Raw genomic sequence first — 17,296 nt, 5'->3', positions numbered from 1 at the left:
ACTACTCCCTGTCGTCATAAAACCCAGGAGCAATTGCTACAGACAGCAATGTCTCCATGTGTTTATCCAACAGCTTTTTCCACCAAAACTGGTAATTACGGGGGTAAACAACCCTGTCATGGTGGTCTTTGCGGCCCAGTTCCTCAAGCGCAAGTATTTTATACATTACCTTGCGCGAATGGTCTACCACCGCGTGCGACCGTTTGGTGTAACCTAATACCTGGTTAATTTCGCGATTTGTTTTACCCAGCAGGATCAGGTTAAAAATGTCAATGTGGTGCGTTGAAAATCCCTTAGTTTTAAGGGTTGGTCTGGTTGAAAAAATGGCGTTCGTTTTCATGGCTTTACTTCTCCTTTACTTTTTCTATTCTACTTTAATCACAGTAAATTCAGTACGTCTGTTAAGCTGTCTGCCGGCAGGGTTATCCTTGCCGTTTGGTAGTGTGTTAGGTGCAATGGGGCGGCGCTCGCCGTATCCTTTGGCATAAATACGGTCTTCGGCAACGCCCATGCTAATGATGTAGTCTACACAAGCTTGTGCCCGGCGCTGCGATAGTGCCATATTGTATTTGTCGCTGCCTTTAGAGTCGGTATGGGCAGCCAGTTCTACCTTTATTTTAGGATTATCCTTCATAATGGTTACCAGTTCGTTCAATACCGTTTTTGATTCCGGGCGAAGGGTGGCTTTATCATAATCATAAAGCACATTGTTGATCAAAATAGGTTTATCTTTTTTGAAGGCTTGCAGGCATATATCAGGGTTGAACAAGGTATCGCCCTGCATTTCGCGGCCAGCTGCCGGCACCGGTAGTACTTTAGTGAAGTATCCCTCTTTCTCAAGCACCAGGTTATAAGGCCTGCTGGTTTTTACATTAAAGCTGTAGCGTGCCGTTTTATCTGTTACCAGCGATTTGATAGTTTGCTTACTTAACGAATCGACAAAGCTTACCTTAACACCGGCAAGTGCCTTACGGGTATCGCAATCAACCACAAGGCCGCTTAGTGTGTGGCGCTTGTCATAAGCCTCAAACAGGTTTAAACAGCAGTCAGATTCCCTGTCAGAGCTGATGTAAAATTTGTTGGCATTCGCAGGGTCGGGTACGTAATAGAGATCGTCTTTGGCAGAGTTCATTGGGTAGCCCATGTTTACCGGAGTACTCCAACTGCCATTGTCATTCATCGTTTCAAAAAAATCGAAACCGCCTAAGCCGGTAAAGCCTTTTGAGCTGTACACCAGGCGTTTGTTCTGCACATCGTAATACGGCGCCTGCTCATTTTGGCTGGTATTTACGGTTGAGCCCAGGTTTTTAGAATTAACCGGACTTCCGTCGCCGCTCAGGTCGGCTACCCAGATATCGTCGCCACCGTAGCCCCCGGGCTTGGTAGATACAAAGTACATTTGTTTACCATCGGTAGTGATGTAAGGTTGTATAGAGTTAAAGCCATCGGCATTAACATTAGCATTTAATTTTTCAGGCGCACCCCAAACACCATCGCTACCTTTGCGACTGGTATAAATAGCATAGGTTGATTTGCTGCCCACCTTAAACCAGCGTGTGAAATAGATATGCTGCCCATCGGGTGTAAAGACTGGCGTGCCATATTCAAGCTCTTTGCTTTTCATACTGCCATCATCTTTAAACTGCACCTGCTGTGGCTGCCCGCTGCCGTCATTCCTAAGCATGTAAAGCCTGTTCACATGCGTTTTCTCATCCTTAGCAAATCTCGATGAAGTGAAGTAGCTCATGCCATCTTTCAAGTACATGGCGTAGTCAGATCCATCAGAGAACCATGGGCCTTTGCGTTTTGCAACATCTATCAGTAATGGATATTTATATTGCTCCTTTGCAAACCGGCAATTGGTGATCTCTTTATCGGCAATGGCGCGGTACTTTGCATCGCCTTTGTAGCTGGTATTAAAATCGGTAAGCTGTTTTATGGCTTCATCAAAATGCTGGTTGGCACGCAGGCATACACCATACCACAGGCGGCTCAATGGAAATTTTGCTTCGTCGCCTTCTTGTAATACACGGTAATACCACGGTTCGGCTTCCAGGTAATTTTCATATCCACGGTACGATTCGCCCAGTTGATAGGCGATGTAGGTTTTGTCGCTAACCTTGCCATCCTTTGCTTTAGCGGTTTTTCCGCCACCGCTATATGGGATTGATTGCTGCGTAATGAGGCTCATGCCTTCGGCTGCCTTGCGGTAATAGTAAGCAGCTTCGTAATAGTCCTTATTGTTAAAAGCTTTATCGGCAAGCGCACGCGGGTTATCCTTGCTGTACTGGGCATGTACAGGTGCTATTGCCGCAATTAATAATAATATGGTTAATAGTTTTTTCATAAGCGATAAGATTATAACCTTGGGCAAATAGGTTCCGGCTCCTGTATGCGTCTGCGGAACACGTAGCTGATAGATAACTCGATACCACCCTGGCCAAAAGCCGAACGGGTTTGCGTGGTATTGAAATCATAGCTCGCGCCGATGATCATATTATTAAAATGGTAACCTACGTTAGCTATCGCAGCATCTTTAAAGCGGTACATGGCACCCAGTATAAGACCCTTATCAGCATCAACCTTAAATTCGCTATAGGCACCCGCTGCTTTTTCTTCTGCTTTTTGTTGTTTCATGTAAACAGCATGTGGCACCAGATCAAAACTCTCGTTTATCTTTAAGCGGATACCTGCGTGGGCAGTGTAGCGCATCGGTAAACGCTGTGCTGTACTGGTATTTGATGCCATGGCAATGGGATCTTTTGAACGGGCCAGGTGCGATACACTGAACCCGCCGAAGAAATTGGCATTGTGCGATGGGTCGCCATCATAGTAGAAAGCACCTGCGCCGGCATCAAACACGGTGGCATTGGTATTAAGGAAGTTCTCGTTGCTTGGTAGTGATGGGTCAAAACCACTGGCAGGGTTAAACTGGCTTCCGTATTGCGCTTTGTTTGCATCAAAAAAGCGATTGATAACACCAGCCTGCACGCCAAAGCTTACCTTCTTGTAACCATCGTTTGATACAGCGATGTTGTAAGAGAACGAGCCATAGGCCGAAAAGTAATTATAACCGATGTCACCCGCAGCCTGGTTGAGGATATTAACCCCAACACCAACCCTGTCGGTAGGGCGAAAATCGGCAGAAACGGCACCTGTTTGGTAGGCATTGTTGATGGATGCATATTGGTTCTTGAAATTCCCGGTTATACGCGTATCTCCGTTAAAAACCCCTGTTAAAGCCGGGTTAAGGTACATGGGATAGGCATAATACTGGGAAAAATGCGGATCTATCTGTGCAAAGAGGCGGTTGGCTGCTCCTATCTGGAGCAGCACCGCTATCATTACTATTATCTTATTTTTCATGTGAATAGATTTAGAGAGGTTATCTGATTAGTGTTACGGTACCTTTTTTCCTGACTACCTGCCCGCTGTTAAGCGTTACATCTGCGTAGTACACGTAAACGCCAACCGGTTGCGCACGGCCTTTATAGGTGCCATCCCAACCTGCAGCCTTGTTGGTAGTGCGGAACTGTTGTTCGCCCCACTGATCATACACCGCAAAGGTTAAGCTCTTGATGTTGGTACCGTACACATACAGCACATCGTTATTACCGTCGCCATTTGGTGTAAAGGCGTTTGGTATAAATATGCCGTCGCCAAACGGATTAGAGCTGGTGCCGGTAACCGCGTTGGAGTTTGCACTTAATTGACAGGCACTTGCACCCAGTGCACGTACCACAATGGTAACCGATTGGTTAGGGTTTAGCCCGCCAACAGTGTGCGTTAAACCATTAGCGCCAGAGCTTGGTGCTATGTAAGTAGCACCATTGTCCAGGCTTAACTCGTAGCCTACTGCACCAGGTACGGCGCTGTAAGTAAAGGTTACGCTTGATGTGGTAGTGGTTTGTACGGTTACCACCGGTGCAGGCAGCGGGCCTAACACCTTAACGGTAACCGCTGCACGTGTTGCAGATACGCAACCTGTAGGTGTACTTACGGCCTCTACATAGTAGGTTGTGGTATTGGTTAATACCGGCGTAGTGAAGTTAGCACCTGTGAACAGCGCCGTTCCACCGGTTGCATCAGCGTACCATTTTAAAGTGGTGCCTGCTTCTGATGTTGCAGTAATGGTGGTGCTGGTATTAGGGCATATTTCGGTACCGTTTGCAGATGCCACCGGTGCAGCCGGGCCCTGATTAACGGTAACCGTTACCTGTGTACGTGTGGCTGAAGGGCAGCCATCTTCATTGAGTGCTTCTACATAATAAGTAGTATTGGCATTTAATACCGGCGTAGTGTAATTAGTACCGGTGAATACGGCAGTGCCTCCGGTAGCAACGGTATAGAATTTATAGGTAAAGTTCGGCTGCGCATTGGTAACGTTCAGCACCGCACTGATACCTGCACAGGTTGCTACCGGCACATCGTTAGCTATAACCGGTGGCGCAGGTGCCGGCCTTGTAGTTACTTGTACCATGGCCAGGTTGCTGCTGCTGCAACCGTTGCTGTTAAACGCAGCTACGTAGAAATTGGTAGTTGCTGTAATAGCATCTGTTACATAGGTTGGCCCCGTAAACAATACGGTAGTTTGTGCCGGCGAGCTGTACCATTTGTAAGTGATACCATTTTGTGCAGCAGCCACACTTAGCGTAGCGCTGCTGCCGAGGCACACAGCAACATTTGTTGCTGTAACGGTTGGATCCGGAGGCAGCGGACTAACGGTAACCGTAACCAGTGTACGGGTTGATGGGTTACAGTTGCCTGCGCTTGCAGCTTCAACATAATAGGTTGTTGTTGCAGAAATATTTACTGTGTACTCGGTACCTGTGTAAAGCAGTGTGCCACCTGTCGCAGCGCTGTACCATCTGTAAACCAGATCGGCTTGCGGGTTAGCAATGCTGATGGTGAAGTCGCTGCCATCGCAGGCTACCAAACCACCTGCCGGTGCCTGTACCTGCGGCGGATTTGGTGCAGGTGTAACAGTGATATCTGCACGGGTGCGGGTTGCACTTGTACAGGTTCCTCTCACCGCCTCAACAAACAGCGATACGTTTGCAGTTACATTGTTAAGCGTATAGCTAGTACCTGTAAATACCGGCGTGGCCGAAGTTGCATCTGTATAGAAATTATATTGCTGACCGGCTACCGGGTTGTTAACGCTGATGGTAACAGATCCGCCGCTACAAACTGTTGTATTGTTTGCATTAAGCGTAGGTGCATCTATAACTCCGGTTACAGTAACAGCTACTTCAGTGCGGCCACCGTTGTTGACACAACCGCCAGCGTTGTTCACGGCTTCAACATAGAAAGTTGTGTTTTGGCTGATCGGCGCAGTGGTAACAGTTGCACCTGTGTAAACAATAGTGCCTGCAGTTGCAGTGGTGTACCAGTTGTAAGTAACACCTGCATCTGGGTTGGTTACGCTTAGCGTTGCAGTACCGCCGGTACAAACCTGTACGTTAGCTGCATCCACACCGGGTTTAGCCGGGCGCGGGTTTACAGAAACGGTAGCTGTTGTGCGCGATGGGCTTGTACAGGTTCCGTTGCTTAATTCAGCATAATAAGTACTGTTGGCAAGCGGCGTTACGGTGTAGCTTGCGCCGGTGAATAAAAGCGTGCCATTTGTGGCAGCATTATACCAGCGTACTGTACCTGTACCTGCGTTTGTAACGGTAAAGGTTACGGTTTCGCCGGCGCAGATAGTTGCTGCAGTTTGGTTAAGCGTTGGGTTAACCGGTGATGGCGTTACATTTGCAGTTACCGCTACACGGTTAGGGTTAGCACAACCGTTTGATGTGCGGCTGCTGCCTACATAATAGGTTGTTGTAGCGTTAAGTACCGGTGTGGTAAAGCTTACACCCGTACCTGCTACTGTGTTGCCGGTCGCACTGGTGTACCAGGTGTAAGTAACGCCTGCCTTAGGGTTGTTAACAGTAAATGTTGCTGTTGAACCCGAGCAAATATTTACAGTTGATAGATTTACTACAGGGGCATCAACCTGTTTGCTTGCGTAGTAAATATCAGCTGTGTTAAACACGGCTGCCACTGCGCTGTTCAACCTTATTTCGATGCGATCAAAGGCAGCTTTTGGCGCAAAACTGATGATAGCGGTACGGCCACCGGCAAGGACACGCAAACCAATAAGGCTGCTGCTCAGGTTTATCCTGTCGCCGTTATAGGTACCACCGTTATAAGATGCTATCTGCAATTGATTAAGCACCGTTGCCGAAGCAATAGTAGCAGGGATAGCTATCTTAACTGTAACACTATCATCTGCCAGGCCGCCATCGCTGAAGATCAGTTGCTGGGCCACGTACGAGCCAAGCACCGCCACCGGCATGTTTAGGCGGGCAAAGTTTGTAGTGTCGGTATCAATGGAGTTATTAGGATTAGTTATTGAACATCCAACACACAGCAATCCGCCGTTTACATCTGTTAACTGAGTTGATGCGAAATCACATGATGTTGAGAATATCGGACTTACCGTAACAGTTACCGGCGTGCGCGATGCACTGGTACAACCTGTTGCCGTTAACACTGCCTCTACATAGTATGTAGTATTGGATGTTAATACGGGGGTAGTGAAGGTTGCCCCGGTAAATATTGCGGTACCACCTGTTGCGGAGGTATACCATTTAAAAGCAGCACCCGCAGTGGTTGATGAAGCTGTAAGTGTAGCGGTTTGGCCTGATGAGATCTGTCCGCCGGCAGAAGTAACCGTAACTGTTGGATCAGCCGGTGTAGGGTTAACATTAACCTTAACCTCAGCCCTGGTTGCGCTAACGCAAGTGCCTGAAGCAGCCTCCACAAAATAAGATCTGCTGGCAGTAAGCTCAGGCGTTACAAATGTGGCGCCGGTAGCTACTGGTGTTCCACCTGTGGCAGTAGTATACCAGTTAAAGGTAACGCCCGGCTGGGTTGAGCTTGCAGTCAGCGTAGCTGTAGAACCTGAACAGGTTTGTACGGTGCTTTGCTGCACGGTTGGTACCAATGGGGTAGCAGTTACATTAGCTGTAACCTGCGTACGTGCCGAACTACCGCATCCTCCCGCAGCCTGTGCTTCTACGTAATATGTGGTATTAGCGGTAAGCGGGCCGGTAGTAAAGCTGTTACCTGTTGCTAAAGGTGTACCACCCGTTGGCGTAGCGTACCACGCAAAGGTTACACCGTTTACTGCGGTAGCAGTAAATGTTGCAGGCTGACCTGAGCAGACAGTTACCGTTGGCGCAGCTACCACCGGCGCATTAGGGGCTGGCGTTACGGTAACCACTACCGGAGTACGAACGGCCTGAGCACAACCGTCTGCTGTGCGACTTGCTTCTGCATAATAAGTAACATTTGATGTAAGTACAGGTGTGTTAAAAGTTGCACCTGTTGCCACCGGCGTACCGCCTGTTGCAGTTGTATACCATTTAATGGTAACGTGGCTTGGGGCGGTTGCGCTTAGCGTTGCTTGCGTTCCGGCGCAGGCGGTAACACTTGCAGCTGTTACCGTTGGCGCAGCAACCGATTGTGCCGCATCATAAATATTTAATGCGGTTAAAACGCCGGCAACGCCGGAGTTCAACCTTACCTCTACCCTGTCGAAATCTCCGGTAGCTTTAAATGCCACGCGGAAACGGCTGGTGTTGTTTAATAAAGTGATGGTCAGTAATGCACCGTTAAGAGCTGTTCTATCATTATTAAAGGTAGCGCCATTGTATGTAGCTAAACTTATTTGCGATAGTACGCCTACGCTTGCAAGGCTGCCCGGGATACCCATTTCCACAATAATGCTATCGCCTGAACGGCCAATATTGGCAAACCTCAAGGTCTGATCGGCATAGCCGCCCAAAACTCCGATAGGTACATTTAATTGAGAAAATGTGTTACGGTCGTTATCAACGGCACCGTTTGCGTTTGATATACCACATAGCGCACACAGCAGGCCGCCACCAACTGTATTGGTTTGTGCAATTGCCGCACCACAAGGCACAGGGTTGGTAGACGTTGAGTTAAGCGTAATTGCACCCGGTGCCCTTGTTGCAGATCTCACGCCGGCTTGCGTAACGGCTTCTGCATAGTAAGTAGTTGGTGCAAATACCGAGGGCGTGTTAAATGTTGCGCCGGTATATACGATTGTACCGCCGGTTGGCTGCGTGTACCAGTTAAAGGTAACGTTAGGTGTGGTTGATGATGCCACCAAAGTTGCCGATGTACCCGGATCTACCGCTTGGGTTGGCGGTACTACCGTTACATTAGGCACCACAACCGGTGTTACCGTAACCGATGCCGGTGTACGGTCTGGTGATGGGCAATCGCCTAATACTGCTTCGGCATAATATGTTTTGTTTGCCGAAAGTGCAGGTGTAGTGAACGTTGCACCCGTGAACACCGGTGTGCCGCCGGTTGCCGCCTCGTACCATTTGATAACCGTACCTGTAGCACCGGTAGCCTTAAATGTAGCAGTTTGGCCGGCGGTAATGGTTGTGGTTGGTGGTACAACTGTTGGTTTAGAAGGGGGATTGTTTACAGTAACTGTTATAGGATAACGCACCGGGCTAACGCAGGTACCGCGGCTATACTCCACATAGTAAGTAGTAGTAGCAGTTAGGTTAGCGGTGGTATAAGATAGACCTGTTTTAAGCGCAGTGCCTCCGGTTGGGTTGGCAAACCAGCTGATGGTACCGGTAGTAGGCGCCGTAACAGTTAGCGTTGCCGGACTACCGCTGCATATTTGCGGCGAGCCATTACCAAATACCGGTTTAGGGAACTGCTGTACAGCATAATAAACATCAAGCGCGGTAAGCAAACCTGCAACACCCGCATTTAAGCGGATCTGCACCCTGTCGTAATTACCGGTTGCAGGGATGAAAACACCGTAACGGTTACCCGGACCTAATAAGCGCAGTGTAAGTAAATTATTATCAAGCGTGTACCTGCCTACCTGTGTAGCACCATTGTATAACGCCACCGAGATCTGGCCAAGCAAACTTACATCTGCCAAACCGACGGGTGAGCGGAAAACAAGCTTCACAGTATCGCCCGCGAGGCCCGGTTGTTGGAACACGAGGTTTTGTTCCTGGTAACCGCCCAATAAACCCGCTATTACGTGCAAAGTTGAAGCAGTGGTTGTATCTGCATCTGTAGCAAGTGCGCCATTTTCAACAAAACAGCCAACGCAGAGGCCGTTAGTATTACTTGTTTGCACGTTTGCAAACGAACATGGCGAATTATTATTGATGTTTACGTTGATGGTGATGGATGTTCGCGCTGCTGATTCGCAACCCGCTGCGTTAAATGCAGCCACATAATAGGTTGTATTGGTAAATAAAGCAGGCGTGGTGTAAGTATTGCCGGTAAATACAGGGGTGGCTGCGTTGGCAGATGTATACCACCTGTAAGTAACTCCTGTTTGGGCATTGGTTACACTGACGGTTGCAGTTTGGCCAGCCGTAATAGTTTGGTTGCTTGCAGCCAGTGTTGGGTTAGCCGGTTTGGGCGATATTGTAACGTTTGCCTGCACACGGGTGCCGCTTTCGCAGCCAGTTGCACTTACAGCCGCGGCATAATAAACTGCATTTGCAGTTAAAGCAGGTGTTGTAAAATTAATACCTGTGTAAACAGGTGTGCCGCCTGTTGCTACGGTATACCAGTTGTAAGTTTGCCCCGCCACACGCGTAGCTATTGAAAGTATAGCCACATCGCCGGTACAGATAGTTACATTGTTGGCCGTTAGCGTTGGCACTGCAGGTAGCGCACTTAGCGTGGCAGTAACTTGCGTACGTGTTGGGCTTGGGCAAGCGCCACCTGTGGTAGCCTCTGCAAAGTAAGTTGTTGTGGCGTTTATTGCAGGTGTAGTAAAGCTGTTACCTGTTGCTAATACCGTGGTGCTGGTAGCCGTTGCATACCATTTTATGGATACGCCCGTAACCGGGGTAGCGGTAAAAGTGACCGTTCCACCGGGACAAACAGACAAGTTATTATTAGCGACAACGGGTGCAGCCGGTACTGGATTAACAGTCACGGTTACCTTTGTGCGCTCAGATTCATCGGTACATCCGTTGCGCATGGCCGAAACGTAGTAGCTTGTTGTAGCAGCAAGCACACCTGGTGAAAATGTTGTACCTGTGAACACTGCGGTACCGCCGGTTGGCTGGGTATACCATTTAAACACAGTATTAGGCACTGCAACAGCCGTTAATGATACCGGGCTGCCGGCACAAACATTCGCGTTATCAGTGACTACATTGTTGAATCTGATCACAGGTCGTGGTATCAGCTTTTCAGCCTCAAATAGGTTCAGGCTTGATAGCACATTGGCAATCCCGCCGCCAAGGCGCAATTGTACCCTGTCAAATGCCTTTGCAGGCGCATAGGTTACGGTAAACCTGCGGCGACCGTTCACCAGATCGAGCAAACGGAGGTTGATCAACGCTGAATTAAAAACAACAGCATCATTATTGTAGGTATTGCCGTTGTAGGTTGATATGGAAATATTGGCCAGCACACCGGCATCTATCAGCGCAGGCGGCAACGCCATAGTAAGGCGAACTGAATCGCCTATGGTTGATAATCGTTCGTAAATAACGGTTTGCTGTGCGTAAGCCCCTACTGCAGCTATGCCTGCATTAAGGGTTGATGCCGTATTGATGTTACCATCAATAGCATTTTGTGGGTTGGCAACGCCCCCCACATCAACACCAAGGTTAAGCAACCCTGCCGATATCCCATGCAATTCGTCGAACGCGTTGTTACAGGCAACGTTTGCCGGCCCGTTGTAAAAGGCCTCGTAAACGTAAATGCTGCTTAGTGCGCCAACCAGGCCACCACCGAGCGTAATGCGTATCCTGTCGTAAGTTGCTGTTGGTGTAATGCTAAGCTGTAACTGGTTGTTGTTGCTTAAAGCTGTTAACAGGGTATTAGCAGCGATAGCTCCGCCCACAGGTGTATTGCCATTGTAAGCGCGAATAGTTATGCGCCCCAGCACCGTAAGGTCCAGCAAATTATCGCCTGTGCCCAGTTTAACTGTTACAGGCGTGTTAGCGGCAACCTTGGCTGCACCGGGAAATATAAGTTCCTGGTAGGTTGATGCGGCTACACCTACCCCAACCCTGATTACCGAGTTGGTTTGCAGGTTGCCGTCAACGGCAAGTGCGGCGTTGTCAACAACACAACCGAGACACAAAATATCGTTGCGGCCGCTTTGCTGTGTTGTAGCAAAGTTGCGCTGCGCAATTACATTGAGAGTAGTACAAAGCAGTAGTAGCAGAACGGCTACAAATCTGCTAAAGTAGGTAGAGGTTTTCATGCATAGAGTGTTAGGTTTGATCTTGATCCTAATTACGCTCTTGAAAACCGAATAACCTTAAAGCACTTTGTTCATTTAATGGTCAGCTTTACCATTTTATTCACAAAAAAAGTGCTCTATCCATTTTGTTCATTATTTTAGCTGCTCAGAGAAAAAACACTTATTCCAATGATTGCATTGGCGGGAGCCAAAGCTAACTGATGTAATTGCACAGATTTAACAAGTCAACGCTTAAAACATCAATTCATTATTTATTAATCTAAAACACCAAAACAAATGAGTGAATCTTTTTTCCCTGAAGGAAGCATCCCTGTTATTGAAGCCGACCAAATGATCGCTAATTGGAAAGCATTCCTTGCCGACCAGGAGCCTGACTTTGACATCCGGTCATTCCTTATCCCCATTGCAAGTTTTACTAACATTGTACAGTTTAATCCTGATGCAGAGGCTGTACGAGTGCACATCGGTCTTGAGATCGCCGACGATCCAACCTCTGCAAAACTTATTTTTATTCCGGTAGTGGATGGCAAAGAAGTCCGTCGTATTATCATGCCTCAGGGACAGCCCGGATCCGGTACCGAGGTTGAAGGTGGTGATGGAAGTCAAAGCAACACTTACGACATGAGCAAATCTTGCCCACCTTATTGTACGGAAGAACCTCCAGTAGAATAATCAGGCTAATCGAGACTATCAGCTACTTTGATAATTATCTTTTTGCCGACAGTTTTTTGATTTTAAGGGGATGATGTATATAGCTTTAATTATCTTTAGGCCTTGCACATCCCCTTTTTATGTTCGACTTTTATTCCACGTATATTGTACCAATCAGCGCGCTTATACCCATCTTTATTGGCTTAAGAAATTATCTTTGTTTACCCGCACCATTTAAACTTCTTCTGTTTTTTACCATTGCAGGCAGTTTGTTGAATTTGATTTCCCTTATCATGATGGCTCATCACTATCACACAGTGGGCTTATTCCATTTCTATACTATACTTGAATTTACTTTCATTACACTTATCTTCAGCTATGTCTATGATAAGCGATGGCGGCCATATATGTATTTTATGGTAGCCATCTTCGATATTTTTTGTGTTATTAATTATTTCTTCATTCAAAATAAAATAGAGTTTAACACCTACTCGCGGCCAATTTGCGCATTTATAATAGTAGCGTTTTGTATGGGGTATGTGATCAAAAAAGGCGCGGACGAAAAAAAATGGACAGACGATAATTTTAATTGGATTAACGCCGGGCTTTTGATGTATTACGCAGTTGGGTTCATCATTTTTATTTTTTTTAACTTTTTTTTAGAACGAAACATATTTACCGATATAGTATGGACATTTCATGATACTATATTAATCATAGAATATGTTTTATTTGCAATAGGTTTTAGCAAATGCAGATCACAAATAACGACAACACAGCCGTCCTGATCATTTTTGCCATGGTGGGCGTGTTCATTTTCGTCTCCGCCTTTATCATTTATTCAGTCCGAAATCAAAACAAACTGCTTAGGCAACGCCAGGAATTTCAACAGGCGCAAATAGAGCACCAGAAAGAGTTGCTGCGTGCCACCATTGAGATGCAGGAAGCTGAGCGCAAACGCATAGGGCAAGACCTGCATGACGATGTAGGCTCAACCATATCGGGCCTGAGATTGCTTATAGAGATGTTTAAACCTACCGGAAAAGATGACGATAGCTTTAAAGAGTTTTCCAGATCAAGCAAAACCATCATTGATAAGATAGTTAAAGATGTGAGAAACATCTCACATAACTTGTCGCCTACTACCCTACGCTATTACGGTCTGTCAGCAGCTGTTGCAGAGCATTGCACCATGATCAGTCAATCCGGCAAACTAAACATTGATTTTATAAACGAAGCTGAACAGGAACTTTCTGAGTTACCCATCAACACAGCAACAGCACTTTACAGGGTTTTAGAGGAATTGCTTAACAACACCATCAAACATTCTGGCGCAAGTGCTGCTGTTATAACGGTCAAAAGAAGAGACAATATCCTGCTATTAGACTATGCGGATAATGGCAAGGGCTTAACGGTAAGCCCTGAGATATTTAAGAAAGGGATGGGTATGCAGAACATTGAAAGCCGACTGCTCAACATCAACGCAAGTTACAATATTCCGCTATTTGATAACCAAGGATTTAACATTGAGATAAGTTACCCTATCCCATCTCCTAAAACTGTTTAACCCCAATGAACAGGCGGATAAATATTGCTGTAATTGATGACCAAAACCTGTTCAGGCAAAGTTTGGCCGTTTTAATAAATTCGGTCGATACCTTTAATCTGGCCGGTGAATATCAAGGTGGTAATGATTTTATAAGCGCTTTAGAAGCAATTGCCGAAAATATTGACGTAGCTATTGTTGACTTGGATATGCCGGATATGAACGGTATAGAGCTCAATAAATATTTACAGGCAAATTATCCGGCGATAAAAGTGGTAGTCCTTACTGGTCACGCCAATGAAATGCTGATAACCCAGATGATCAACAGCGGCGCTGCGTCGTATCTGCTTAAGAATTGTGAAGCTTCAGAACTCATTTACACGATCGAAGCTGTCAATAAAAATGGTTTCTATTTCAATGCTGAAGTAAAGCATGCCCTTAAAAATACCAATCTGCAACGCGCTGTTTTAACTAAAAGCATGAATCAGTTACCGGCTAAGCTTACCCGCCGCGAACTTCAGGTGCTGGAATTAATATGTAAAGATCGCAACAATACGGAAATAGCTGATAAGCTGTTCCTTAGCGTCCGCACTATTGAAGGTCATCGCAACTCTCTAATGAACAAAATTGGTTGCCAAACCATTGCCGGACTGGTTATGTTCGCTTTAAAACATCAACTGGTTGATCTTTCCATTTAGAAACCACGTAGAATTACGTGATTTACAGTTTTTCTCGGCAGCTCTACTGTTAAAATCCAACCTTTTAGAGTTAATTTTTAATCTATTAGAAATATTATATCAATTTAAGCGAAAATATATCATTACAGATTATAGTATTCAGCAATTCATTTTCTTCGATATTATTGCCATCCTTTTTGTATAACTTGTTTAACTATATTTACGTACAAACCAATTATTCTGAAAAGTTTTAATAATTTAATCGGAAAAGCGTAGATGGATATCATATTTATAACAAATCAGATTAAATTTGATATATTGAACACGGGTGGCATGCCAGCCCAATACCCCTACAACTTGCTGGCTAATACACCGTTAACAAAAGTTGGCTATAACAGCGCTGAGCGCTGCCGCCTGCTTGAGCAACGGTTGCATCAAATTGCCTTAGATTATAATACCGGTAGAAGAATAAGTGCCGGAGATGTTTCTGAAGAACTGACTGTACGCGAGTGTATAAAACTGGTTATTGCATAAAAACATGTTAACGTCCATCTTACTCTTAGCTTATGACGTCATTTTTACCACAATACTACGAACTATTGAAGCGAGCTGTTATCGCAACATCGGGATTAAGTAATATTACCCCGCATGATTGCCGCATTATAGCAGCTGACATTATTAGGCATACCAAACAAAGCGTAAGCGAAACTACGCTTAAGCGTGTATTTGGATTTGCTTACAGCAAGTTTAAGCCATCTATTTTCACAATTGACGTGATGGCAAAATATTGCGGATTTAAAGGTTGGGAGGATTTTTGCCACAGCCAGGAAGTTACACCCAATAAAACCACACAATACACCACACCTGATTGGGACAGCTTAAACCTAAACGCCCAAAAGATCACCAATTTTACATTACAAGTACTTCGCAATAAATCGGGCATCCCGTATGGTCAAACCATTACAAGGCGCATTGTATCAGACCATCTGGACGATTTTGTAAATAACCATTATTCTGCTACGGTGCTTGCGGCACCAGCCGGGCACGGTAAAACCATAGCACTTTGCCATTGGATAGAAGAACGCTTGTTAAACAACGGAGCAGGCAACAATCAGGATGTTGTACTGTTTTTTAGTACCAGCGCATTGATGAACGCCTTTTTAAGCGGACAGGATATTAACCACTGGCTGCTTGCCTTACTTGGCTATACTGCTAACGACGATGTTGCCGCAATGCTAAACCAACAGCGCGGAAAGGGCGGCAATTTTTACCTGATCATAGACGCTTTTGATGAGCATGTTTACAAACCAGAACAATATAAATTACTGCAGGCGCAATTATTGGATATTTTAGCATTGTACCAGGGTTCATCCTGGTTCAAACTCATTGTTACGATGCGCTCATTCACTTGGATAAACAACAGGCACGAGTTTAACCTTAACGATGAAAACTGGTTTATCAGGTTCATAGGCGATGAAAACAGCGCGCTGAACGTTCCCTTATTTGATACCGGCGAAGTGAGGCAACTGGCATCAAAAATAAACCAGGGAAACACTAATAATATTTCTACAGATATAGCCCTTCAATTTAGCCATCCTCTTTATTTTCAATTTTACTATAAACAAAACTCACAAAACTTTTGCCTTAATAACATCAGTCAGGTATGCATGTATGAGCTTGTTTCAACATTTATACTTAATAAAATTTATATGGGCCAAAGCTCGGCAGAAAAAATGCTGCTTATACAAGGCCTTGCTGATGAAATGGACATTGCCAGCGGTAACTTTACGGTACCGCGCGCAAAGGTTAATGGTTTAATTAAGCTTTATTACCAGGCGTATCATGAACTACTGAGTATTGGATACCTGCGTGAGATCAATAAAAGTACAGGCTTACACTATAATTCATTTATCGAATTTACTAACCAGTATTTCCAGAATCATGCCCTGGCCAAGTCATTGCTATATAATAACAATTCTATTTTTGACGAGAGCCTTATAGCACAGATAAACAACCTGTTTGAAACTAACGCCCAAAAAGTGCCAGTACTACAGTGGTGTGTGCTTTATGCATTTAAAGCCGGGCAGCATTGTAATTTTGATCTGCTTACGCACGCCAAATTAAGCTTAACTGAAAAGGCAGACCTAATCAACTTTATGGGTGATATGTTCTCTGAACAATGCGCCACCCAAGGGCAAAGCGAATCGTTAAGATCCTTCTTCAGACAAGACTGCAGTCCGGAGCTTTTCAACTACTTCTTCGGGCTCGAATTCATCAGCCTAAAATATAAACGAACCTTGCAAGGCTTGCTTAAATTTAATTTGAGTAACCGCAAAAAAGCGCTTATACATACTGCCTTAGCGCTTACGGCTATTTTAAGGTTCGACATGAACGAACTGGAAGAATGCATTATAAAGCTCAAAGCCCTACCATCAGAAAGCTTTAACCGCTTTGCTATAAATCCTGTTAAATGCCTGGATGCTATCTACAGTTTTCTGAAGACAGGCGAAATAAAACGTGATGTTGGACAGGAGCTGACAAGGTTTTACTTTAATCCACCAAAAGAGGGTAACTATTTTACCAATACTGCTTCGCATGATATGCTGTTCCTTTTAGGCGCTTACACGCTTATCATCTTTCAAAAGCCACTTAAAACACTGCGCTATATCAGTACGTTGGAGAAAAATTACAAAAATCCTAAGGTATCAGCACAACATGGCTACTCATTTATTATCGGCCTGATAAAAGCGGACTGCTACTACAGGCATGGCCGCACCGTTGAACTTGCAGAGAGCTACCAGCTTTATAAGGCGCTTTACAGGCAAAGCCCGGAAACTTTTACAGATTATATGAAGACTGCCTTTTACGCTCTTCGCATAAAGATCAATCTTTTAGAAAAAGACTACATCCATATCATTGATAATACAAGGGCATTTATGGATGTGGCAGGTCAGCATAATCTTTCAAAGTGTATCATGCTGGGAACCATCGTCAATAACACGGAACTTGTTAATGTTTATCCGGAATTTTATAAACAGTGCCGTTATGAATTTGGCAAACTAAGCAGAGAACTTGGCTTGTTAAAAGAAGTTATCTTTCCGGAAATGACTATTGTTCAGCATTAAAGCT

The 17,296-nt window shown here is 45.4% G+C and carries 9 protein-coding genes; 5 read left to right on the top strand and 4 right to left on the bottom strand.

All coding sequences use genetic code 11. The features are described from left to right. Position 1: 1 nt before the first annotated feature. Genes FPZ42_RS15510 through FPZ42_RS15495 form a run of 4 tightly spaced genes read right to left on the bottom strand, consistent with a single transcriptional unit; the run spans position 2 to position 11,293 of the window. On the bottom strand, positions 2-340 hold the full coding sequence (locus FPZ42_RS15510) for a hypothetical protein (protein ID WP_146272746.1): 339 nt from the start codon (positions 338-340) through the stop codon (positions 2-4). A 24-nt stretch (positions 341-364) separates the two neighbouring features. Beyond that, positions 365-2,347 (bottom strand): OmpA family protein, encoded by a 1,983-nt coding sequence (locus FPZ42_RS15505; RefSeq protein WP_146272745.1) that lies wholly within the window; start codon positions 2,345-2,347, stop codon positions 365-367. 11 nt (positions 2,348-2,358) lie between these two features. After that, positions 2,359-3,366 carry a PorP/SprF family type IX secretion system membrane protein gene (locus tag FPZ42_RS15500; RefSeq protein WP_146272743.1) on the bottom strand — a complete coding sequence of 336 codons (1,008 nt, stop codon included), beginning with the start codon at positions 3,364-3,366 and terminating at the stop codon, positions 2,359-2,361. Between the two features lie 19 nt (positions 3,367-3,385). Then, positions 3,386-11,293: a gliding motility-associated C-terminal domain-containing protein gene (locus FPZ42_RS15495; protein WP_146272741.1), complete on the bottom strand. Its 7,908-nt coding sequence runs from the start codon at positions 11,291-11,293 to the stop codon at positions 3,386-3,388. Positions 11,294-11,569: 276 nt separating this feature from the next. On the opposite strand from FPZ42_RS15495, the gene FPZ42_RS15490 reads away from it, so the two are divergent. The 5 genes from FPZ42_RS15490 (at position 11,570) to FPZ42_RS15470 (ending at position 17,292) form a co-directional block, all read left to right on the top strand. Continuing rightward, positions 11,570-11,965 (top strand): hypothetical protein, encoded by a 396-nt coding sequence (locus FPZ42_RS15490; RefSeq protein ID WP_146272739.1) that lies wholly within the window; start codon positions 11,570-11,572, stop codon positions 11,963-11,965. Between the two features lie 730 nt (positions 11,966-12,695). Then, a complete protein-coding gene (locus FPZ42_RS15485) occupies positions 12,696-13,511 on the top strand; it encodes a sensor histidine kinase (protein ID WP_146272738.1) in 816 nt (271 codons plus the stop codon). A 5-nt stretch (positions 13,512-13,516) separates the two neighbouring features. Further along, a complete protein-coding gene (locus FPZ42_RS15480) occupies positions 13,517-14,188 on the top strand; it encodes a response regulator transcription factor (protein ID WP_146272736.1) in 672 nt (223 codons plus the stop codon). Between the two features lie 255 nt (positions 14,189-14,443). Next, complete coding sequence (locus tag FPZ42_RS15475; protein ID WP_146272734.1) at positions 14,444-14,701, top strand: hypothetical protein; 258 nt, start codon at positions 14,444-14,446, stop codon at positions 14,699-14,701. Positions 14,702-14,733: 32 nt separating this feature from the next. Further along, positions 14,734-17,292: a hypothetical protein gene (locus FPZ42_RS15470; RefSeq protein ID WP_146272732.1), complete on the top strand. Its 2,559-nt coding sequence runs from the start codon at positions 14,734-14,736 to the stop codon at positions 17,290-17,292. Positions 17,293-17,296 lie beyond the last annotated feature (4 nt).

It is taken from the genome of Mucilaginibacter achroorhodeus (assembly GCF_007846095.1).
Taxonomy (GTDB): domain Bacteria; phylum Bacteroidota; class Bacteroidia; order Sphingobacteriales; family Sphingobacteriaceae; genus Mucilaginibacter; species Mucilaginibacter achroorhodeus.
The sequence above is the reverse complement of the archived record's forward strand: the minus strand, read 5'-3'. Positions and strand labels throughout refer to the sequence as shown.